Raw genomic sequence first — 21901 nt, 5'->3', positions numbered from 1 at the left:
TCATGAATGTCGCCGATACTACAACCGCTTGATCCACTTGATTGAAACCGGTATTGGGCTATAGTGTGGTAATTTGGTAAAACCTTGAAGATCCAGATAAATCACCGCATTGACGTCTGATTTACTTGAATTTTTAACCGTCATTGGGGTAATCCGCTCCTGATCGGCAATCTTGACAATCCCTGTATAATCGCCACTAGCAGGAATTTTGGCCGGGTCATCTTTGGGATTAATAATCGAGCGACCATCCATTTGGGCATTGATTAATTCACCCTTGGTTTCATAACGGTATTTCAGCAAATCGTCAGTTGTCAGTTTCTGATTCTTATTTGGTGATGTCTTAGCTTGTTTTGAATCCATATTTTCCCTCTTTTCGAGTCACTTAGTCAACTAGCAAAATTGATCAGACAAATTAAAAATTGATCTCAATATTTCAATAAACCAATATCCCAAGGACGGTAAATTCGATAATCTCGGCATTTACTTTTTAAGCTAAATTAATAAATTAGCTTATGTCAATTATAGTAAGCGCTTTCTTTTATTTAATCAAGTCCTTTTTGCGTTATTTTAGTAATTATCCCAATTTTTCCAACTAAGTGACTGATAAATTGGCAAAAAGAACCGCGTTGTCACTTCCAAAAAGAAGCGATAACGCGGTTAGTTGTTTCAAGTCTGACAATTGTTGAACCAACTTCCATCAGCTGGTCCTTTTTAACAAAAGCTCCAAGTTTCGTTTCCGCAGTTCCCGTGGCAGGAAATTACGGATTTCTTCATCATTAAAGCCAACCAGCATTTTTTCCTCATTAAAAATAATTGGCCGTTTTAACATTTCCGGATGTTCAGCCAATACCTGAATAAACTTGGAAAGTGGCATCTCACTCAGTTCGGCTTTCATTTTCTTATATGCTTTGGAACGAGTTGCCACAATATCCTCGCAGCCATTTTCGCTCAGGCAAAGCAGCTGTTTAATCTCATTAGCGTGAAGTGGGTGCCGAAAAATATCACGCTCATTAAACGCTAAATCGTGTTCACTTAACCATTGACGTGCTTTGCGACTTGATGTACTACTTGGTGCAACTAATAAATTTAACAATATGCATCTCCTCCTCACGAAGATGGCGATCAGGATAAACTTAAAATTGGTTTAATATACTCACATCGTAACACAATAATAAGTCCAATGAAATTATTTTTTGAGAATCTATTCATTATTAAGCTATAATGATGGCTCGTCACCTCTTTAATTTGCTAAATTAAAACGCTTTTACAAACGGGTAAACTAATTGCGTACAATTTAATAATTTAACTTTAGCACGTTTTGCAACTTAATACAATTTCTCAAGCCAAAAAATTTAAAAAAGAATCTGGTTGATTAACCTTATCAGTTAAACAGATTCTTTAATCAGAAACTTTAACTCATCACTTTGAGTGAGCATTAGAATGCCTTAATCTAAAGGGATCTTGGCGGACATCAATCACTTCATCTTCACGCATTAAGCACTGGTCCAAGTCATGAATAATTTTATTGCGATTCATATTCTGACCAATAAAAACCAATTCAATCATCCGATCCCCAAAGCGTGGATCCCATATTTGGCGAAGATTCTGACGAACCGTAAATATTTTTTTAATTTCCCAATCCTTCATCGACGCAATCCAATACCCCGAAGGAATAATATCCATGGCCCGACCCGATTGAGAAATCGTGAAGACCCGTTCCGGCTGGGTAATTACCCACATCACTCCCTTACAACGGGTAATGGCAGGTGGCCATTGATCAAGCCAGGCATCAAACCGCATCGGATTAAATGGCCGACGGCGCCGGTACACGAAAGAATCAATTCCGAACTTCAAATCATGATGTTCCTTAAAATGACTCAAGTCGTCTGAGCGATCATAGGCCTCAAGTTCATGTTTTTCGTCAAATAAATGGGTGTTGATCACCTTACTGACAGGGACAATTGCAAATTTAGTTTCCAGGAAAACGGCCCGCGGCTGCAACTGGCGAACAAATTTTTCGAGATAGGTCTGTTGCTCAGCCGTTAACAGATCAGTCTTATTGAATAACAACACATCGCAAAACTCGATTTGGTTGATAATCAACTGGTTGCTTTGTGTAAAATCCTGATTGTACGCGCCATCTCCCGGCAAAAATTGGTGCAGTACCCGAAAGCCATCCACCACCGTGACGTTGGTGTCTAATCGACACACGGTTGCCAATTTTTCGCCATCAGTCGTTGTGCCCCTGGCAATTGCCTTGGCAGCCATGTCAGGTTGGACAATGCCAGACGATTCAACTAAAATCAGATCCACAGTTCCCGAAGCAGCTAATCGATAAGTTTGGTCAATTAATTGTTGTTGCAGTTGGCCACCGATGCTGCCATGCGTTAAAGCAACCAGTTGATCGGCTTTGGAAAAATCAGGGCTTCTTTGAATCATCTTTTCATCCACGTTAACCGCAGCCAAATCATTGACGATAATGCCGACGCGTTTACCTTCTTTGCACTTCAGTAAATGCAAAATCAATGTGGTTTTGCCGGCACCCAGATACCCCGAAATGATCGTTACGGGCACTCGTTGCCCCATGTTCATCACCCTTTCAACTAAATAGTAATAGATACTATTTAACATCATACCACGATTTTTCCATGATTTTAACCAGCTTGGGTTAACAATTATTATTCGCATAACTGATTTTACGATGAGAAGTCAAGTTTTAATATTTGGCTTCATCAGCATTTAATCGGTAATCCACTGGACTTTGCCAATTTAATTTTTGTTTGATTCGGTGACAATTGTAATAATCAAGATAGCGCTCAATTGCTTGTTTTAAGTCATCATAACTGCGATAAATCCGGCCATTGTACATTTCCCGTTTTAGAATACTGAAGAAATTTTCCATCATCGCATTGTCCAGACAGCTGCCCCTTCGCGACATGCTCTGGAAAATTCGCTGCTGCTTAAGTTTTTGATGATAGGCCGGCATTTGGTAAATCCACCCGCGATCTGAATGAAAGGTCCGTCGAAATCGGCAATCTGACGTCACTTGAATGGCTTCAGCCAATCCATCCAGGACTGTTTGCTCTGTGGGCTGTCGTGAAAGCCGATAAACAATCACTTCACTATTGAACATATCCAAAAAAACGTCTAAGTACAAAGAATGGGACTGGCTTTCTTGGCCAAACTGTTTATCAAAATACACCAATTCGGTCGTATCGGTTGTTATCTTTTGATGGCAGATTGACGTTTCAAATCGGCGGTGAATCCGATTTGGACAAATCATCCCCACCTGACCTTCATAAGAGTGATAAGTGCTGGCTGGTCCGGAAATCCGCCTGACGTAACCGGCTGCATGAAGGTCCATTTTGCGCATCAGGCGTTGAACGCGCTTCTTGTTAACCAGTAATCGTTGCTGGCGAAGCGTCATGGTAATTCTTCGGTAACCATAGTCGGGATGAGCTTGGTGAATTTCCAAAATCCGGTGTTCTAATTGGGCATCCCGGTCAACCATAAACAAACGTTTCTGCCAATACATATAGGTTGCTTTGGGAAAAGCCAACGCATTCAAAATAGCCGTTAAAGTAAATTTTTCCCGTAAGCCAAAAATAAATTGAGAAATTTCATGATTGGTTAAGTCAGCCGCTTGCTTCCCAGCGGCCGCCACCCTTTTAAATATAATCGTTGAATCTGATCAGCCAATAACCAATCTGACAGTAATTCCAATTGCTGATAGCGTTGCATGATCTCGTTTCCTTTCAATCTATAAGTATGAAGCTAGTGTACCTCAATTTTTCAGTTCTTAAGCTTTTAAAACCTTGAAAAATAGTGCTTTTTTCTTCAATTTGTGCCATAATAATTTTTAGGGGAGGCAAAAATTATGAGTAAACTAAACCGAAAATCTCGCAAGCACCTTGAGGAAATTCTGGTCAATTATATTCTGGATGAAACCATTCACGATGATTTTGGTTATATGTACCGTTCCGTGGGGAGTCCACAACTGATTTCTCAATTAATTCAGGCGCGGGAAAAACCAGTTAAACGGACCGTTGCTAAACTGAGTGACAAGTCCCTTTTGAAAAAGCTGGATCAAATCCAAGCGTTGGCCGTCTCTGCTGATTCGATGCGATAATCTTAGCTTTTGTCAAAATACTGTTAATTAACTCAAGGCCACATTAATGAGGTGAACACCATGGACGAAAAAAATCGGCGACGACCACTAACTGTCTGGTATAAAGATAAACTTTACTGGTTAATGATCGGGGTTGCCATCATCGTTGTTTTAACCTCGATGGCTTTCTTCTAAAAGTCATTCAAGAAACCACTTAAAGTTACCCTTTTTAAACATTATGATTAAATTTTGGCTACAAAAAGTTGAGCAAATTATGAACCCCCTTAATGATAGTTGCTCTATACTAAAAGTAGAGGGAAAGAAAGAGGTGCATTTCATAAACGCACCACTCGTTAAGCTCATCTGCTAAGGAGGAATTTCGATATGAAAAACTTTAAGAGTTTGTTGAATCGGATCTTTAGAAAAAAGGGTACCCGTCACCCAGACAGTTCAAAAACAGCTGTTAGGAATCGATTGTTCTGGAATTCAGTATTAAAGGGTCAATGATTTTGAAACGTTCGAAAATTAAAGGGACTATCTAAGCATTTTCACTTAGATAGCCTCTTTTTTTAATTCATTTTTTCTATTCCGGCTGACTTTGGGAATCTAAATATCGCTGACGCGTTGCTTCCGACTTAAAATGGTCATAAGCCATTTGAAGTAATTCCTTAGGTGACGCGTTGTTTAATACGCGAATTTTTTCCGGATGAGCTGCCGGTCGATCCTTATAAATCCGACTGTTTACGTGGTGGGAACCTTCAATTAAAATAAAGGCCAGATCAGTATCGAGATTTTCAATTTTTTGATAAATGTAATCCCCGCTCCGTTCACTTGGATCTAAAACCTCTAAATTGACATCAAAAGGTTGAAAAAGTCGTTTATAGCTGATTTGTTTGAACCAGGTAACTACCTTAACATTTTTACCGGCTAAAATTCTTTTGGCATCGGGATATTCCTCCACAAACCGAGCTAAAAAGGCGTCCTTGGAAAGCTCCCTAGTCTTATGGTGCTGATAAGTTGGTAGATCACCAGCCGCTATCTGGCTGGCTGATAAGGCAGCATAGCGTTTATTAATGATAAATTGGTCTGTTGCCGCAATATAATTTCCTCGGTACACATCATTTTCAACCAGCGGAAATTTTTCATCCTTAACTTGGGGATTGGGGAAAACTGACCCATCCAATGACACAAAGGCTTCCTGATCTTCAATTGTTTTGAGGTAACCGTAAAGCTGCTGATTATCATGTAATCTAAGTCGGTCAGCTCTATGTAGTTCCTTATCTTCTGTTGCAATCTTCAGTAAATATTCAACCCGGTGGTACAGCCCCAAAATTGGTAAATAGGTTTTAACATTCTGAACATCCAACCGGTCAAATAATTCATCAATTAATTGTCGAGGCGTTGCCCGATCAATCACCAACTGGCCCGCCAACTGATTTTTAGTTTCGGTCAGTGACTTCTTTAACTGCTGCTGATTCTGTTTTAACTGATTGATTTGATTACTCAACGCCTGATTTTTTGATTTTAATGCCTCTAACCGTTGATTTTCGGTACTATGAATCAGATTTTGCAACTGATGATTTAAGTGTCGATTAGTCGCTGAAAGGGATTGATTGTAGCGTCGCTGAATTTGATAAGCCCGTTCCAATTCATTCCGGGCATCGAACAATTGCTTGATATACTGCTTACTGCCCTTCATATCATTCAAATTTGCCTTAACAACCTTTAACTGTTCCTGTAAAGCCGTGTTTTGATCATTTAAATCTGCCTCCTTTTTCTTTAATTGATGAAGCTTTTGCTGTTGCGTGTGACGATCAGTTTGCATCTTTTGAAGCTTGGCCTTTAATTGCTTATTGTGATGCCGAGCTTTTTTAAGTCGACTGCCCAACTTATTTTGACGAGATTTAATCTTCGACTCTTTTTTAACTGAATCTTTAGTCTCTGACGTTTGTTTTGCTAAAAGTTCCTGTTTCTTTTTAAATTCTTCTAAAACTCTATGACGATGTTGATCTGCCAATCTTTGAATTTTTTTCTGCTTATCCGTCATTCGTTCTGGATCATATCGCACATCATCCACCTCTCTTTATTTTAAATGCTTTATAGTCATGCTATCAGCAACGCTTATTAACTTCAACCATTGATCGTGTATCAGTAAAAAATGCCAATCATTATAACTATATAATCATTATATATGGATATTAATTAGATACAAGGAAAAAAATCAGTTTCATTTACGTATAAGAATCAGTCCCTACTTAAAGTGACCGATTATCTTTTACCAGTAACTGGCCATGACGACGCAGCATTTTCCATTTAGTCATCCATTCGTTGTTCGATCACACTTGTTTGCGATACTTCAGCCAAATGCCATTAAGATATTTAATTTTACTAAAAACAAGGAAAGCACTTTGGTTGGATGCACGATTACAATTTCTTAATTACGAATCACAAAACCAATTGAAAAGAAACCATTAATTCTATACCTTTCCACCTGTACATATGGCACATTACCGTACCATATCTAAATAGATTCTTCGTTTATTTACTAAAATTAAGAAAAAATATTGACAGCTTTACCTGTAAGCGGTTAAATATTCTTGTAAGCGGTTACGTTGTTCTACTTTACATCAAGTATTAGTCATGAAATCAACACAACTTTTGTGTTCCTAAGGAGGAAATCTATTTTGAAACGAAAAGTTACTTGGCGAAACATCGTTGGATACGGTGCCGCCGACTTGTTTGGAAACGGGGCGTTAACGGTTGCTTCCACTTGGATGCTGTTCTTCTACACATCATTTGGTGGTCTATCACCAGTCCTTGGTGGCACCATTTTAGCCATCGCCCGGGTTGCCGACTCATTTATCAGTCCATTGACCGGTTATTTGACCGACCACTTTGGCGCAACTAAATTAGGTCGCAAGTTTGGCCGTCGGCGATTCTTCCTGTTAATTTCAATTCCATTAATGTTTATCTACGTTATTATTTGGGTTGCCCACATGGGATTCTGGTATTATCTCTTTACTTACCTATTAATGGAAGCCTTTACAGCCTTGGTCATGATTCCATACGAAACCCTGGCAGCCGAAATGACTGATGATTACGACATGAAATCCAAGCTTTCCAGTTCGCGAATGCTTTGGTCAGCTCTGGCAACCTTCCTGGCGTCATGGTTACCAGGTCGAGTCTTTGCTATTATGGGTAAAAATAACCCCGAAGCCTTCCTAACTGTCGGAATTGTTTTAGCCATTGTCTTTGTTTTAGCCATTGGGTTAACCTACTTCTCAACCTTTGAACGTGAAACTGACGGGACACCTGAAGAGAAGAAAGCCATTATTGAAGAAAGTTCCAACAAAGGTGAAAATCCATTAGCTTCCCTTTGGAACATGCTTAAAGATATGGGATCGGTTTTCCGAATCAAATCCTACGCATTACATTTAATTATCTACCTCTGCTCCTTTACTGCCAGAGATATTGTGGGTGCTACTTACGTCTTCTACGTTGTTTACGCAATGCAGGGAAACCCGACAGAAGCTTCAAACATCCTAACGTTTGGCTCAATCATTGGAATCCCATGCAACCTGTTGTGGCCACGAATCATGAGTAAACTCGGGCCTTCTAAACTGCTTCGAATTATGTACATCACCATGTTCTTTACGGTTGCCTGCTACGCTGGTTTGTACTACGGTCAAGCTGCCGGTACCAGTTGGGGCATCATGGCACTTTACGCACTCCAGGTAACTTGGGGCATTTCAAACTCCGGTACCGGTTATGTGCCATGGACTGTTTACACCTTCATTCCTGATGTCGATGAAATGGTCACTAAAGAGCGTCGTGAAGGTGTCTTTGCCGGCATCATGACCTTTGCCCGAAAGACGACTTCCGCCTTAGCACCCTTCTTAACCGGGATTGTTTTATCAGCATTTGGCTTTAGTGAAACTGCCAAAACCCAAAGTGCCGGCGCCTTAAATGGCTTAATCATTTGGATGCTGCTGGGCTCAGGTGTGATGCTATTAGCGGCTCACCTCACTTCTTACCTCTTCCGATTGGATCGCAAGCATCACAGTATTTTGCGGGCCGAAATTGATCGCCTTAAGGCTGGTGGTAAGATGAGTGATGTCACGCCAGAAACCAAGAAAGTCGTTGAAGATTTAACCGGCTTTAAGTACAACCAACTTTGGGGCCACAACAACATTGTTTAAGCCCTCCTAATTTAAGCATCTTAACGTAACTATCAAACCGCCCAGGTGAATGCAACTTCAATGGCATTCCTGGGCGGCTTTGTTTTTTCACATCTTAAGTTATTGATTGAAAATCAGTTTTCAATTAAATGCGCCTTGAGAAATCGAATAATCAGTTGCGCAATCTCCGGCTGCATAAATGCTTCATCCATGTGATGAGCGCCCTGCAACTCATAGAGGTCAGCATCAACCCCATGACTAACCAGATCATCGTATAGTGTCCGACTGTCATCTACTGGCACTACTTCATCATCAGTTCCATGCAGAATTAAAAACGGGACGGTTTGGCCGCTAATGAAAGTGTGCGGATCGGCTTGAGCCACCAATTCCGGATGAGTTTCCGGCTCACCACCCAAAAGATTTCGATAAACAAAGTCAAAATCCGACGTGGTACTGTTTTGTTTGGCAGAAAGTGGATTAACCACACCATACCAAGGAACGGCGATTTGGACCTGACTTGATTGAGTCAAATAATCACCTACGTCAAATTGAGATTGACCATTTGTAACAGCTACCATACTGGCCAAGTGGCCGCCGGCTGACTCCCCCATCACAACCACTTTTGCTGGATCGATTTGATAGTTGTCAGCGTGCGCTCTAACATAACGAATCGCAGCTTTAGCGTCTTCTAATTGGGCTGGCCAAACGGCTTGATTACTGTTGCGGTATTCAACACTTACCACCACAAAGCCCGCTCGAACAAAATCAACTAAGTTTGGCAAATGAACGTTGTGATCAACGGTCATCCAACCGCCGCCACCAAACCAGAAAATAACCGGTAACGGCTTAGGCTGGCCTTCGAATTGTCGCAAAACCGTCAGATGCAACTCTAATGTCGAATGTCCCAGCCAACCTGGCACTTGCGCATACGTAACGTTGGTATCCTGCCATAATCCTGGCCGTTCATGGGAAACGTGAAGCACTTTTTTCATTTTGAAAACCTGTCCTTTCAAGTGAAAATATTTGTCACAACCTAATTATACGTTATCTAACTTTATTAATAACTGAAAATAGGATTTCAAATACTAGAGATAGCTTAATTCAGTCAGCCACTGTTCTACCATGATAATCGTTTCAGAAAAGTCAATTCCTGTAGCAAATTTATGCTCTCGTCGATAATGCAACCAAAATGTTTCCATTGATTTGTTATCCTTAATTGCTGACAAGATTTCTGACCATTGCTCAAAGTCGGATTGAAATTGTCGCTCTGATAATAAATTTGACCAAGCCACTTTTAAAATTGATAAATTGATTTCTTCCATTTTGGTCAAAATGTAAATATCATAAAAATCTTTCATTCTAGTGTTAAAAGCGCCTCTTGTTATAACTGTTTGTAACTTTTCTACTAATATTCGTTCAGGCCGGTAAATCAGCAAATTGATCTTTTCAGTCCCCAATAACGGTGTATATGAATATTGAATCTCGTCTGGAATTAATTTCTCACCTGTAGCCACATCAAGATGAAAACTATCCTTAATTTGTCCTAAACGAGCTTGCAGCCTTATCCGTTTTCCAGAATACTCTTTTGTTTCTTGAATATTCTGAATATCAAGTAAATAATATCTTACGCCATAATAGTTGCGAGAAGTGATTATCTTATTCACCAATTGCTCAAGATTAGCGGTCTCGACACTTATTCCTTGGATCATCGTATCAAGATCGACCGTCGTTCGTTCACGCACACCAGTAATTGCTGATAGCACAAAACCACCCTTCCAAATAAACCTTGTTTGGTAATCTGATGTTGATAATAAGCTTAAAAAGCCGTCGATAAAATACTTTCTAAGTAAGATAGTCATGTCAATTCCTGTCTGTGCTCGAATAGTCTTCAAACGATCCCTTAGGCGATTAACTTGCTTATCATCATTCACAGTAACGTCTCCATAATAAACTGAACTTTCTTTTCAGCCTTTAACCGTTTAGAAACCATTAGTAACTGATTTAAATTACGCTGAGGAGATCTTAAATAACGTTGAATTCCAGCTTTTAATAACTCTTTATCAGTTTCTGTAGATTTAATCAATTCTACTAATACACGTTCAGGTGAATAAACTAATATTTTTCGGGTCGTTTTTGCCACATCAATTTTTTTTACGTCCTCTTCTAAGCGTGGTTGGCGAACCTGCTTGAACTGAACATTTTCAGTCCATTCCAAATATCGTTGCTTAGGAACTTGATATCCCATACGAACTGCTAATTGAATAGTGTAAGGAAACGCATCACTTAAATGCCACAAATATAATGCTGTATTTCCCGTATAAACTCCTTGTCCTAAAACTAATTGGCGCAAAAGAAAATCATTAATTGGAAATTGCTTTGTAACGAAAACACGCTGAGCAATATTTTCTAATAATCCCATGTGAACCATTTCCATTGCTAACTCTCTCTCCGCAGACGTTAGTTCATCAGCAACTAACAATTGATCTCGATTTAGTTTCTTCTCAAGATCTTCTAAGCGTCTCTGATAAGTATTAAAAAAGCAATTAATTGTTGACATTTTCTTCACCTCATAGATTAAGTATGAAGATTTTTTCAAAAAATGCAATTAATTTATAAAAAAGATTACTTTTATCAAAAAAGTAATTAAATAAAAAATGTGATTACATAAATTAGAAATGTAATCTCTTTTCAAAATACAATTACATTTTAAAAGCCTTGATTTCTGACCAACTTTCAGCCAGCCAACATTCAATTATCATTCCGAATTACTAAATTCTTCTGCATTCCCCGAACCCGACCGGCCGCTCGATCTGAATTAATCTGATTGATCACTTTCCTGACTGTCGCTGTCTGCGTCAAATTTTTCCGAAACGAATGGACCACAAAGCTGTGATAGATCACCCGGCCATTTTCTTTTAACTCAAACCAATTTGGCTCGAGTTGTTTCTCTTTAGCTGTAATACGTTTATCTGGCCACACTAAATAGTGAGCCCCTTGGCTGGTTCGGTGGATTTCAATTTGCCAACCAAGATTGAAGTCGGAAACCTCTTGCCAGCGCTGTATTTTAACGTGCTTAATTGCAAAATAAATCACGCTGCAGAATGCCAGGTCTCGATGACTTTTAAAAGCTTTGAGCGTCAGTGGTTGATACTTGTGGATGTGATTTTTCCTGAGTTGGTGCGTTTTAATCTGGGTCGACTGAGATCCATGATTGACAATCTTTCCAGCAAAAACGAAGCCGGCGATTATTAAAAGACCTAATGTACCGACTATTAGTCCCCACTTTGTGCGGTGTTTAAAGAACATCATTCTTCTCCTCCAAATCTATAGTTTTCTCTGTCTTCTAAAATAAAATGATAATTTTATTCATTTCCAGCTGACAATCATAGAAAAACGAGTTATAGTGTAATAGTGAAATAATACATTAAAACAGGCAGGCAATCGTGACTTTAATGTTTATTTTATTCTTAAACTGTTTTTTAGAAACACATTACATGTCAGATTTCAAAGGAAGCGAGTTAAATGAAGTGTTGGGGTAAGTACATTGTTTTATCAATGACCGGGGTATTAGTTGCAATAGGCGGTAGCCATCATCAGGCAGTTGCCGCAAAGCCGATCAATCCAATTAATAAGGCTTACAATCAGATCACAACGGCGCCATTGCTTAGGCCAAGTCGTGTCAAACTAAACACGCACATGACCTTTGATATTGTGTTAAAGCCTAAAAATGAGCAGGGCCTTTTCAAACGCGCCATGGCTGTTAATACGCCAGGCAATGCTCAATTTAAAGATTATTTAACGCCATCTGGAATTCGAGCTGCCTATGGGCAATCAACCCGTGTGACTCACCAGTGGCAAGTTTACCTTAAAAGGCATCATTTGAAGACTTTTGTCTACGATAACGGACTACTATTACGAGTTTCTGGAAAAGTGAGGTATATTGACAAAACTTTCAAGACAAATGTTAGTAAAGCCACTTATCACGCTAATCCGTTGCAATTCAGTAAAGCCAAACCAACCATTCCAAAAGACCTGGCTAAAACTGTTTGGACCGTTCTCGGGATGGGTGCCCATAATCGCAAGTATGTGTTTCCAGATGCCGATGTTCAAATGATGACACATCACCTTAACATGCCAAAACAGATCAATACGCCAAAGCAATTTGCTGATTTATACCACACAGAGCCACTCTACAAAGAAGGCTTAACTGGTAAAGGCCAAACGATTGGCATCATCGCCTTTGGAACTTTGGTTAAATCGAACGCTTTTAAATTTTGGCAGCACCAAGGTGCCGGAACCAACCATGATCGGCTTAAAGTTGAATCAGTCCCAGGCAGTACCTTTAAAAAGGGCTACATCAGCCGGGATGAGGCGGAAACAACTATGGATGTAGAATACGCCGGCGCACTGGCTCCAAAAGCAAACGTCAAAGTCTATTGGGAGCAAAATCCATTAGCAACGCCCATGGATACGATCAACGCCTATTCGAATGCCTTTAATGAAAACCAGGTCAGCTCACTTTCAAACAGTTGGGGAATTGGACCCAGTTCGATATCCAAAATGTTGGTTAACCGTAAAGTTCAATCTCCAGACTACCGACAAGCGCTAAATTTAGTTTTAGCACAGGGCGCATTACAAGGAATTTCCTGTTTTACTGCAGCCGGTGATACGGGTGCCCTGATTAATTCTTTACGGGGGATTTCCGGTAATCACGCGCTACTTGATCGGACAATCAGTGATTCAGATCCGCTAAGTGCTAATCCGTGGATTACTTCATGCGGCGGGACAATTCCGCCAGCCACAAGAACTATTCACCAAAAGGGATTAAACTTTAAAGCTTCTATCAAGAAAGAACGTTCGTGGGGCCCAGATTATGCGTGGGAATATCTTCAAAAACACGCTCACAATATGAAGATGATCCTCGCAATCACTCATGGACTGGACGGAAGTGGCGGCGGCTTTAGCCATCTGACTGCGACACCCACTTACCAACTCGGCGTTCCAGGTGTTAATACGTTCAACGCCAGACAATATTTCTCGAATCTTGCCCAACCCATTTTTAATCCACCTTTGATTCATGGAAAAGATTCCGGTCGAAATTACCCGGATGTTGCTGCTGATGCCGGTGGATTAAAGGGCTATCTAATTTATCAAAAAGAGAAAAAGTATTCCCCTTGGACTGGTGGTGGCGGTACCAGTATTGTCGGTCCGCAATTTGCCGGGATGACAGCTTTAATCAACAGTCAATCTGGAAGACCAAGAATGGGCTTTTGGAACGCTCAAATTTATCAGTTAGCGCAACAACCGGATTCACCTTTCCATCCTCTCAACGACACAACCAATAATTCTAACATGTATTATACGGGCCAACCAGGAACCGTTTATAATCAGGCAAGCGGCTTAGGCACCATTGATTTTGCCAAATTGGCCAAAGTATACAAGTAACTGCGTTTGAAAGAGCAATCGTAAAATCCCATTAAATCATCCTCATACTTTATGGAGATTGATTTAACGGGATTTTAATTGGTCGTCAATTTATTTTTAGCCCAGCTCCAAAATTAATGTCTTACAAAGTCTAACCGTTTGAATCCGCTCACTGAATTTCGAAAAAGAAGCCCCTCGGCCTCACCGGCGTTGAAAAGACCATCATAGTGTTGGTCTTGCCAAATCGCTGTAGCCGATTAACCAAATCATCCAATTCCTCCGGTACCTGATACGCGACTTTCAGCAACATCGCATAAGGACCAGTCACAACGTTGCACTCTAAAATATTCGGAATATGCTTGATAAACGAATAGAATTGCGTTTTCTGATTTGGACTAACATCAACTTGGACAAAAGCCCGCACACTTAAATCCAACTTATTTAAATCAACTTCTGCCCGATATCCTTTCAAAATTCCCTTATTCTTTAAATTAGTTAACCGTTGTGAGACCGCCGGCGCACTGAGTCCCAATACCATCGAAAGTCGTTTGACCGATAGGCGACCGTCTGCCTGAAGTAAATTAAGGATTTTTTCATCATTTGGATCCAGCATATGCAGCACTCCTCGTGTTATTAAGTAATTTGCTTATTTAATTAATTATTACCAGTATATATCAATAAATAGTTAAATGAAATGATTAATTATTATCAAGTGTCAGCAGTCCTAAAGGTGATTTTTAAGCTTGCTAGGTTTACTGACGCTATAGGCAGTAATTATTTTCGAAGAATATCGCTTGTGATAATATGATATAGTTATAAATGAGAGTCGTTTTAGTAGGGCGGCAACGCTCCTACAGATCCAAAAAGGAACCGCAGCAACTGGCCAAAGTTGAAGTTAACAGCGGTTCTTTTTTATTTTCTGCCTTAACTTAGTCGACGTGCTGATGAACCACACACTCGATTTAAATTTAACCAAAAACAGCTCTTATCTATGGTATAATGTAATCATAGATAAGAGCTGTTTTAGTAGAGCGGCAACGCTCCTACAGACCCAAAAAGGAACCGCAGCAACCTGCCAAAGCTAACGACGGTTCTTTTTTGTTGCCTGCATAAACTCTGCCAACGCACGGATTAAATCCGCAATTGACGCGTTGTACTTGGCAATCGCCCTGATTAACGCAGCCCCGCCAAAAAGCAGGACTGCCCAAGACATCAAAGAATAACACCTTTCCACTAAGAATTTGATTGATACGTTCCATACGCATCGCTCCTTTCTTTGGAAGACTGTTACCGCCCAACTAAACTCTACAATTAATTATTTTATCATATTGGTAGAATTAAATCATTAATTAATTAAGCGTTGTTAAAAAGATGTTGTTATCTTTAGCAATGCTTTTTTCTTAAAAAATAAGCTTGAATTAATGCATGACACTCTCTATACGTATTTTAACCAAATTCTTTTTGGCTTTATTATAAAGAGTTTTTTAACTTCTTTAGTATTTACTTAACGATTCTGATAAGCCCATTACCTCTTCAAAAATTCAGGTAAAATCAAATTATCATTTGAAGGGGTGACTTATTTTGAAAAAAGTTAGGTTCGTCATTTTAACAGCAACATTATTAATCGGTATTTCTGCCTCGCATCCAGCCGCGGCCAAGGCAACACATCAAAAAGAGCCAATGGTTGGCGTTGAGGTAACGTCAAATACGACCATTCAAAACGTTGGGCCGCAAAGCTTTGTCACTAAACGGACCGTCACTGGTTTTGAACTGGTGAATGATCAGCCGGATACTCATAATCCAGTCACGATCCCAAAGAATACGGCCCTGACCGTCCACGAAAAACTTGCCGGAAATCGTTATCTTGTGACAGTTCCCGGCAATCCAGCCGAGATAATGGTTCAAAATCCAAAGCAATCCGCTTATTCATTTAAATCGCTGAAAAGTGATCCTCAAAAAATCAAGCGGCTAACGACTTCCTCGCTAAAATGGGCGAAACATTTAACATCTGACCAGAAACGAGCTATTCGATATTACACCGGTGACGGTTATGACGCTATTAATAACACACTCCGGGGATTAGAAAAGAAACAGGCCACCAAAATCAATGCAAAAATTCAAAACATCAACAGTGGCTTGCGGAAATTCAAATTGACTAAACCCATGACGGTCTTTCGAGGAACTTCGACTGCTGGCTTGAAAAAATCTTTAGATACCCATGCGATTCAGGTTGGCGGCCAATATCTCGACCCAGCTTATTCTTCAACGACATTAACTCGTTCAGTCGCAGTCGAATTTTCAAAACACGTGATTTTAAAAATCAATGTCCCCATAGGCTATCATGGTGCCTATATTGATCCAATTTCAAAAAACAAAGGCGAAAAAGAATACCTACTGAATGCCGGCACACCAATGATCATTACCAAACTTCAAAAGGGCTACACCACCATCAGCATTAAAGTGATGAAAAAGCAGTCTGACGGTAAAAAGAAGGTCCAAACGCTTAACCGACATTTCAGATATTGGTTTGTCACGTTGGATTTGACAAACTAAATTTTCTAAGCGATGCCCACGGTTGGCTTAATTGTCATGCCTACCACGTTACTCTTTTCCAGCAGCACCTATTAAACACTCTCAACTCAAAAAGATCGAAGTTCACGTATATCTCATACGCGGCTTCGATCTTTTTCATTAACCAAGACGATGCCTTGTTAGTGATATTTGCGACTGCTCTTTTCACCATTTCGCCGATCAATATCAGTCTGCAATTTCAAGAAATAATCATCCGAAATATTGAAGAATCTCCCTAACTTAGCAGAGACATCAGCTGTCATTTTACATCGATCATCTAAGAGATCTTGAATCTTAAGCTCACTCATATGCAACGACCGGCTTAAAACAGCTACAGATAGATTCAACGGTTCCATAAATTCTTCTTTCAAAATTTCACTAATTTTAGGCGTTGGAATTTCATTCATTCCTTTTCCTCCATTAAGTCGATATTTTCACCCTAGATTTATTTGCAGAAACAAAATCGCCATTAGTTAGAATGGCCCCATGTATCCGCACAATTTCAAAAGATAATTACCAACAAAATTTTACCCGTTTTCAGACCAGCTGTATAGCAATAACTACTTTCGCTTTGCCTAATAGATCCTTTCTGAGAGCCCAAAATTATTCAGAGAAGCAATTGACAGCATTCTAAAATAAGTATAGCCTGATATTAATTAAAATATGATGAGATCAATGAAAACTAACCATTCATCGACTTTACCAAACGATTTAACAGAAAGCCGGTTTTAATTTGGAAAAAAAAACTACGTTAAATTTGATTCAATCACTCACAAATGCCAATGGCCCCAGTGGGTTTGAGGATGAAGTCCGTGACGTTATCCTCAAAGCCGCTGATCCATTTTCAACCGCCCATGCTGATTCAATGAATAACTGTTTTATTGAACACCGTCAAAATGATGCTCAAAAGCCAGCAACCTTAATGATCGATGCCCATTTAGACGAAGTCGGGTTAATCGTGCAAGCCGTTAAACCCAATGGGACTTTGAAATTCACCACATTGGGCGGCTGGGTGCCGGCTAACTTAACTGCTGAAAAAATGCGGATTCGCAATCAGAATGGTGATTGGCTAACCGGGTTGGTAGCAACCAAGCCCCCCCACTTCATGACTGCTGAAGAACGTCGTCGACCAATTACCATCGATCATTTATCGATTGACGTTGGCACAACCTCGGCTGAAGAAACTAAAACCAAGCTCAAAATTGATACTGGTTGTCCGATTGTTCCCGACACAGCCTGGCAATATTTAAAACCGCAGGACGTGATGTTGGCTAAAGCCTTTGATAACCGGATTGGAACCGCGGCATTATTAACTGCCATAAAAGAGTTAGCTTCAGAATCTTTGCCAATCAACGTGGTTGGAGCTGTCGCCGCTCAAGAAGAAGTTGGCACTCGTGGTGCAAAAGTCACGATTCGAAAAGTAAAACCGGACATTACCATTTCTTTGGAAGGCTGTCCGGCCGACGATACTTTCACGCCCGACTGGCTAATTCAAACCGGCCTGCACCGCGGCCCCATGCTTCGTGACATGGACACTTCCTTTATTGCCAACCCGCATTTTCAACAATTTGCGATCGACCAGGCAACGATGCATCAAATCCCGTTTACTCGTTCAGTGCGGACCGGTGGCGGTGTAGATGCTGCCGAATTTGTAACCTATGAAGGAGTTCCAACCATCTGCATTGGCATTCCGGTTCGTTATGAACACACCAATTACAGTCTGGTGGCTTACGACGACTTTGAAAATACCGTAAAACTTTTAACTGAAATTATCCGTCATCTAGATACTGAGAAAATCAAAGAACTGTGAGGTTGATGACCATGCAAAAACAACCCATCATTGGCGTTCCGGCTGAAAGCCGTTTATTAGCCGGCGCCTTTCGAAATAGTGTCAATGAACCTGAAATTAACGGGATTGCCGACTATGGCGGCGTCCCGTTAATGATTCCAACTCGTCACCCGGAACTCATGCCCTACTACCTGCCGTTAATCGATGGGTTACTTCTGCCGGGTGGACCAGACGTTTCTCCTGTTCTGTATGGGGAAGAACCTATTCCGGGAATCGGTCCAACCGACACGCTACTTGATCAAAGTGAGATTCAATTAGTGAAGTTGGCCGTCGCACAACATATCCCAATTTTTGGTCTTTGCCGCGGCCTGCAAATTATTAATGTGGCACTCGGCGGGACCCTTTACCAGGATTTGACGACGCAAAAACCGAAGGGACTCTTAAAGCACCACCAAGATGCCCCAATGTCACAAGGCACTCACCACGTTTCAATTGTGGCAGGGTCCAAGCTTAGCAAGATTTTTGGGGTCACTTCCTTATTAGCCAACAGTCATCATCATGAATCCGTCAAGCAGCTGGCCTCTGGTTTAAAATTATCAGCGACTGCCAGTGATGACGTGGTTGAAGGTGCCGAAAGTTTGGATGACGATTCGATCATTGCCGTTCAATGGCATCCTGAGACGATGTATCAAGCTGATGAGGTGATGGCGAGATTGTTTGCGGATTTGATTGAGCGGGCAAAAAACTTCAGCAACAAAAAGTAATTAGATATCAGAGGGAGCGTTTATCGGGCTATTAGTTTATCTTGGAGGGGTATTCCATGAAAATATCGCATTGGTTAATCGGTTTAAGTATGGCCACTTTGCTGACGCTGGTTGGATGTGGTCAAAAACAATCTAAAGAAAATAATGGCAATTTAAAAGCCAACATGGCTGATAAACAAGTCATCAATTGGTCAGAAACAACTGAACTTAGTAGTATTGATCCATCAAAATTAACTGAGCCAGCTGACCTAACCTTAGTTGGAAACGTGGATGAAGGTCTCTATCGTTTGGGGAAAAATCATCATCTTCAACCGGGAATTGCTACCAAAACAACCATTAGCAATCACGGTAAAGTCTATACTTTTTCACTTCGGAAAAATGCTAAGTGGAGTAATGGTGATCCCGTCACTGCCCAAAACTTTGTTTATGGTTGGCAACGAACACTTAATCCTAAGACAGCTTCTCAATATGGCTATATTTTCGATGGGGTAAAAAATGCCAATCAAATTCAGGCTGGCAAATTAAAACCGGCCAAATTGGGAATTAAAGCACTGAACACTCATAAGCTTCAGGTGGCTTTGGTTCGGCCAATTCCTTACTTCAAATTATTAATGGCTTTCCCACTCTTCTTTCCGCAAAATCAAAAAACTGTTGAAAAATATGGTAAAAATTATGCAACAGCTTCCTCAAAAATTGTTTATAATGGTCCATTTGTAATGAAAGGATGGAATGGAACCAATGATAACTGGCAATTAGTTGCTAATCAGCATTATTGGGATAAACAACATGTTTACTTACACAAAATTAATGACCAGGTAATTAAAGACCCTGCCACTGCTTATAATATGTTTCAAAGTGGCCAACTTGATGAAGCGGTTTTATCCGGTAGTCAGGTTAAAAACGAATTAAATAGTAAACAAATGCACGTTTTAAAGGATTCACGAACTTTTTATCTTGAATTTAATCAACGAACCCGCCCTGCTTTTAAGAATCGGGCACTCCGTCAAGCCTTTTCACTAGCTTTAAATCGGCAGTCATTTACCAAGAATGTATTGGCTGATGGTTCAATTCCAGCAACCGGCTTTGTTACGAGCGGCTTGGCTAACAATCTAAAAACAAATGAAGACTTTGCCAAACAAGCTCGGAATGGGATTGGCCAAATTGGCATTGCCTATAATCCGACTCAAGCTAAGAAAAAGTATCGATTAGCTTTAAAACAGCTTCACAAGAAGTCGCTTCATTTACAAATTTTAAGTGGTGACTCTACTGCTGCCAAGCATTCAGCTAGTTACGTTCAGGGTCAATTAGAAAAGGTTTTGCCTGGCCTAAAATTAACAATTGCTTCTGTACCATTAAAAACGTTAATTCAGCGACAAACCCATCACCAATTTGACTTTTTTGTTTCTAATTGGGGTGCAGACTACGCTGATCCATATACTTTTTTGCAAATTCTTCAATCAAACAACACCTTTAACGAAGGCGGTTGGACCAATAAAACTTATGATAAATTAGTTTCAAAAGCCGCAACCATTGATGCTAATCGCCCTACGCAACGATGGCAGGACCTAATTAACGCTGAACGGCTTATCATGAAAGATCAAGGCGTTGCGCCAATTTATCAAGCTACTATTCCACAAATGAGGAAATCAACCATTAAAGGCCTCATTTATAATAGCGCCGGAGTGTCCTTTAACTTCAAAGGGATGTATCTGGAAAAATAAGTCGACTTTTTTGAATCAGCGATGGACAACCTATTTTCTTAAAGAGAATCAAAACGTTAATCATCATCGATATTCTTTTATTGAACTTAAACAGAAGAATCCCGTGTAATCAACACTTTAATTGATTGCACAGGATTCTTTTAAAATATGGTCATTTCTTGTTAGCAACTCCGAGATTTGTATAAGCCAATTTACGGTTACCTTCTAAACCCTAACTTAGTTAAAAATTCTTACAACTGGTTTAATGACGTTACCATTTTTCGAGTCATCAAATGCTTGATTAATATCATTTAAATCATAAAATTTAATCAGCTTGTCAAAAGGAAACAATCCTTTTTGATAATACCTTATTAATTTAGGAATGAATAACTGCGGGACAGCATCTCCTTCAATCACACCAACAACTTGCTTAGATTCCCCCATAATTTCTTGTTGAATATTAAAGGTCACATCACCAGCAATTCCCAGTAAAACACACGTTCCTGACGGTTTAAGCACGTTAACTGCCTCTTTTATAACTGATGGTACACCAGTTGTATCAATGCTGTAATCAATACCGCTTTTCGTCAGTTCTTTCGCTACTTCTGCAACGTTCTCTTGATTACTATTAACCGTTTTTGTCGCACCCAATTCTTCAGCAAGCTTCAACCGATTCTCGTGAACGTCAACTGCAATGATGTTATCTAATCCAATAATTTTTGCTGCCATCAAAGCTGATAACCCAACAGCGCCTGTACCAAAGATTATAATCGAGCTGCCAAACTTCGGTTTTAAATAATTTAAGACTGTACCAGCACCAGTTTGAAATCCGCATCCCAACGGCCCTAACAAGCTAATGTCAATGGTACTTGGTACTTTTGTAACTCCGTGTTCATCTACAACTGCGTACGTAGAAAAGGATGACTGACCAAAGAAGGTCGAAATATCGTTTCCTGAAATACTATGGATCCTATGAGTGCCATCAAAATTACGACCTCCAAAATTTAACTCATTAAGATGAACACAACTCGCCGGATGACCAGTTAAGCAATTTTCGCAATGTCCACAATAAGAAAAAGACAACACAACATGGTCCCCTGGTTTAACCGTTGTCACACCATCACCAACCCTTTCAACTACCCCGGAACCTTCATGCCCCAAAGCAACTGGATATGGCGTCATTCCTAAATCTCTACCAGCTGCGTCTGTATGGCAAACTCCCGATGCAAAAACTTTAACAAGCACCTCATTATGCATTGGTGCACTTAATTCAGCTTTCTCAATAGATAAGGATTTTCCTTGATCGTTCACAACTGCTGTTGAAATTCGCATATCTGTTCCCTCCATACATAAAATAAACAATTATA

Annotated in this window: 21 protein-coding genes; 8 read left to right on the top strand and 13 right to left on the bottom strand. The window is 40.1% G+C overall.

Going from position 1 to position 21901, the window contains the following annotated elements; translation table 11 throughout:
- Positions 1-18: 18 nt before the first annotated feature.
- The 4 genes from ED605_RS11505 to ED605_RS11490 form a co-directional block, all read right to left on the bottom strand.
- On the bottom strand, positions 19-360 hold the full coding sequence (locus ED605_RS11505) for a hypothetical protein (protein WP_225419122.1): 342 nt from the start codon (positions 358-360) through the stop codon (positions 19-21).
- Positions 361-697: 337 nt separating this feature from the next.
- On the bottom strand, positions 698-1093 hold the full coding sequence (locus ED605_RS11500; protein ID WP_121979032.1) for a Spx/MgsR family RNA polymerase-binding regulatory protein: 396 nt from the start codon (positions 1091-1093) through the stop codon (positions 698-700).
- Between the two features lie 326 nt (positions 1094-1419).
- On the bottom strand, positions 1420-2634 hold the full coding sequence (locus ED605_RS11495; RefSeq protein ID WP_191981373.1) for a CobW family GTP-binding protein: 1215 nt from the start codon (positions 2632-2634) through the stop codon (positions 1420-1422).
- Positions 2635-2716: 82 nt separating this feature from the next.
- Positions 2717-3664 carry an IS3 family transposase gene (locus tag ED605_RS11490; protein ID WP_162919801.1) on the bottom strand — a complete coding sequence of 316 codons (948 nt, stop codon included), beginning with the start codon at positions 3662-3664 and terminating at the stop codon, positions 2717-2719.
- 213 nt (positions 3665-3877) lie between these two features.
- Between ED605_RS11490 and ED605_RS11485 the strand changes: the two genes are divergently transcribed.
- Together ED605_RS11485 and ED605_RS14915 are read left to right on the top strand one after the other, a co-directional pair.
- Entirely contained in the window at positions 3878-4129 is a 252-nt protein-coding gene (locus ED605_RS11485; RefSeq protein WP_121979029.1) for a hypothetical protein, read from the top strand.
- 363 nt (positions 4130-4492) lie between these two features.
- Positions 4493-4615, top strand: coding sequence for a hypothetical protein (locus ED605_RS14915; RefSeq protein WP_263852962.1), 123 nt, complete (start codon positions 4493-4495; stop codon positions 4613-4615).
- Between the two features lie 76 nt (positions 4616-4691).
- Here the strand turns inward: ED605_RS14915 and ED605_RS11480 are convergent, their stop codons facing one another.
- A complete protein-coding gene (locus tag ED605_RS11480; RefSeq protein ID WP_225419121.1) occupies positions 4692-6176 on the bottom strand; it encodes a coiled-coil domain-containing protein in 1485 nt (494 codons plus the stop codon).
- A gap of 616 nt (positions 6177-6792) precedes the next feature.
- Between ED605_RS11480 and ED605_RS11475 the strand changes: the two genes are divergently transcribed.
- The gene (locus ED605_RS11475; RefSeq protein ID WP_121979028.1) at positions 6793-8307 is read left to right on the top strand and encodes an MFS transporter; all 1515 of its coding nucleotides are present in this window, start codon (positions 6793-6795) and stop codon (positions 8305-8307) included.
- A gap of 113 nt (positions 8308-8420) precedes the next feature.
- Here the strand turns inward: ED605_RS11475 and ED605_RS11470 are convergent, their stop codons facing one another.
- From ED605_RS11470 to ED605_RS11455, 4 genes are all read right to left on the bottom strand, one after another.
- Positions 8421-9278 carry an alpha/beta hydrolase gene (locus ED605_RS11470; protein ID WP_121979027.1) on the bottom strand — a complete coding sequence of 286 codons (858 nt, stop codon included), beginning with the start codon at positions 9276-9278 and terminating at the stop codon, positions 8421-8423.
- Positions 9279-9371: 93 nt separating this feature from the next.
- Positions 9372-10217 carry a nucleotidyl transferase AbiEii/AbiGii toxin family protein gene (locus ED605_RS11465; protein WP_121979026.1) on the bottom strand — a complete coding sequence of 282 codons (846 nt, stop codon included), beginning with the start codon at positions 10215-10217 and terminating at the stop codon, positions 9372-9374.
- Positions 10214-10843: a type IV toxin-antitoxin system AbiEi family antitoxin domain-containing protein gene (locus ED605_RS11460; protein ID WP_121979025.1), complete on the bottom strand. Its 630-nt coding sequence runs from the start codon at positions 10841-10843 to the stop codon at positions 10214-10216. Before ED605_RS11460 ends, ED605_RS11465 begins: the two co-directional genes overlap by 4 nt.
- 191 nt (positions 10844-11034) lie before the next feature.
- Positions 11035-11595, bottom strand: a complete 561-nt coding sequence (locus tag ED605_RS11455; protein ID WP_225419120.1) for a hypothetical protein — start codon at positions 11593-11595, stop codon at positions 11035-11037.
- 213 nt (positions 11596-11808) lie between these two features.
- On the opposite strand from ED605_RS11455, the gene ED605_RS11450 reads away from it, so the two are divergent.
- Positions 11809-13731 carry a S53 family peptidase gene (locus ED605_RS11450; RefSeq protein WP_121979023.1) on the top strand — a complete coding sequence of 641 codons (1923 nt, stop codon included), beginning with the start codon at positions 11809-11811 and terminating at the stop codon, positions 13729-13731.
- A 148-nt stretch (positions 13732-13879) separates the two neighbouring features.
- Here the strand turns inward: ED605_RS11450 and ED605_RS11445 are convergent, their stop codons facing one another.
- The gene (locus ED605_RS11445) at positions 13880-14323 is read right to left on the bottom strand and encodes an Lrp/AsnC family transcriptional regulator (RefSeq protein ID WP_121979022.1); all 444 of its coding nucleotides are present in this window, start codon (positions 14321-14323) and stop codon (positions 13880-13882) included.
- Positions 14324-14791: 468 nt separating this feature from the next.
- Entirely contained in the window at positions 14792-14923 is a 132-nt protein-coding gene (locus ED605_RS14910; protein WP_263852961.1) for a hypothetical protein, read from the bottom strand.
- A 368-nt stretch (positions 14924-15291) separates the two neighbouring features.
- Here ED605_RS14910 and ED605_RS11440 point away from each other — a divergent pair, with 368 nt between their 5' ends.
- Positions 15292-16263 (top strand): ADP-ribosyltransferase, encoded by a 972-nt coding sequence (locus ED605_RS11440; protein WP_225419119.1) that lies wholly within the window; start codon positions 15292-15294, stop codon positions 16261-16263.
- Between the two features lie 158 nt (positions 16264-16421).
- Here the strand turns inward: ED605_RS11440 and ED605_RS11435 are convergent, their stop codons facing one another.
- Complete coding sequence (locus ED605_RS11435; RefSeq protein WP_121979021.1) at positions 16422-16688, bottom strand: HigA family addiction module antitoxin; 267 nt, start codon at positions 16686-16688, stop codon at positions 16422-16424.
- 326 nt (positions 16689-17014) lie between these two features.
- On the opposite strand from ED605_RS11435, the gene ED605_RS11430 reads away from it, so the two are divergent.
- The 3 genes from ED605_RS11430 to ED605_RS11420 are packed head-to-tail and all read left to right on the top strand — an operon-like array spanning position 17015 to position 20555.
- Entirely contained in the window at positions 17015-18091 is a 1077-nt protein-coding gene (locus ED605_RS11430) for a M42 family metallopeptidase (protein ID WP_121979020.1), read from the top strand.
- 11 nt (positions 18092-18102) lie between these two features.
- On the top strand, positions 18103-18834 hold the full coding sequence (locus ED605_RS11425; protein WP_121979019.1) for a gamma-glutamyl-gamma-aminobutyrate hydrolase family protein: 732 nt from the start codon (positions 18103-18105) through the stop codon (positions 18832-18834).
- A gap of 56 nt (positions 18835-18890) precedes the next feature.
- The gene (locus ED605_RS11420; RefSeq protein WP_121979018.1) at positions 18891-20555 is read left to right on the top strand and encodes a peptide ABC transporter substrate-binding protein; all 1665 of its coding nucleotides are present in this window, start codon (positions 18891-18893) and stop codon (positions 20553-20555) included.
- Between the two features lie 216 nt (positions 20556-20771).
- Here the strand turns inward: ED605_RS11420 and ED605_RS11415 are convergent, their stop codons facing one another.
- Positions 20772-21866 carry an NAD(P)-dependent alcohol dehydrogenase gene (locus tag ED605_RS11415; protein WP_121979017.1) on the bottom strand — a complete coding sequence of 365 codons (1095 nt, stop codon included), beginning with the start codon at positions 21864-21866 and terminating at the stop codon, positions 20772-20774.
- Between the last annotated feature and the right edge of the window lie 35 nt (positions 21867-21901).

The organism is Lentilactobacillus raoultii (assembly GCF_900411375.1).
Classification (GTDB): Bacteria; Bacillota; Bacilli; order Lactobacillales; family Lactobacillaceae; genus Lentilactobacillus; species Lentilactobacillus raoultii.
Note: the sequence above shows the minus strand (reverse complement) of the source record. Positions and strands in the feature narration are given on the sequence as shown.

Excerpts from the sequence above, each read along its gene's own strand:
- ED605_RS11505 (WP_225419122.1), bottom strand. The coding sequence starts at position 360 with ATGGATTCAAAACAAGCTAAGACATCACCAAATAAGAATCAGAAACTG.
- ED605_RS11495 (WP_191981373.1), bottom strand. The coding sequence starts at position 2,634 with ATGATGTTAAATAGTATCTATTACTATTTAGTTGAAAGGGTGATGAAC.
- ED605_RS11485 (WP_121979029.1), top strand. The coding sequence starts at position 3,878 with ATGAGTAAACTAAACCGAAAATCTCGCAAGCACCTTGAGGAAATTCTG.
- ED605_RS14915 (WP_263852962.1), top strand. The coding sequence starts at position 4,493 with ATGAAAAACTTTAAGAGTTTGTTGAATCGGATCTTTAGAAAAAAGGGT.
- ED605_RS11470 (WP_121979027.1), bottom strand. The coding sequence starts at position 9,278 with ATGAAAAAAGTGCTTCACGTTTCCCATGAACGGCCAGGATTATGGCAG.
- ED605_RS11460 (WP_121979025.1), bottom strand. The coding sequence starts at position 10,843 with ATGTCAACAATTAATTGCTTTTTTAATACTTATCAGAGACGCTTAGAA.
- ED605_RS11455 (WP_225419120.1), bottom strand. The coding sequence starts at position 11,595 with ATGATGTTCTTTAAACACCGCACAAAGTGGGGACTAATAGTCGGTACA.
- ED605_RS11450 (WP_121979023.1), top strand. The coding sequence starts at position 11,809 with ATGAAGTGTTGGGGTAAGTACATTGTTTTATCAATGACCGGGGTATTA.
- ED605_RS11445 (WP_121979022.1), bottom strand. The coding sequence starts at position 14,323 with ATGCTGGATCCAAATGATGAAAAAATCCTTAATTTACTTCAGGCAGAC.
- ED605_RS14910 (WP_263852961.1), bottom strand. The coding sequence starts at position 14,923 with ATGTCTTGGGCAGTCCTGCTTTTTGGCGGGGCTGCGTTAATCAGGGCG.
- ED605_RS11435 (WP_121979021.1), bottom strand. The coding sequence starts at position 16,688 with ATGAATGAAATTCCAACGCCTAAAATTAGTGAAATTTTGAAAGAAGAA.
- ED605_RS11425 (WP_121979019.1), top strand. The coding sequence starts at position 18,103 with ATGCAAAAACAACCCATCATTGGCGTTCCGGCTGAAAGCCGTTTATTA.
- ED605_RS11420 (WP_121979018.1), top strand. The coding sequence starts at position 18,891 with ATGAAAATATCGCATTGGTTAATCGGTTTAAGTATGGCCACTTTGCTG.
- ED605_RS11415 (WP_121979017.1), bottom strand. The coding sequence starts at position 21,866 with ATGCGAATTTCAACAGCAGTTGTGAACGATCAAGGAAAATCCTTATCT.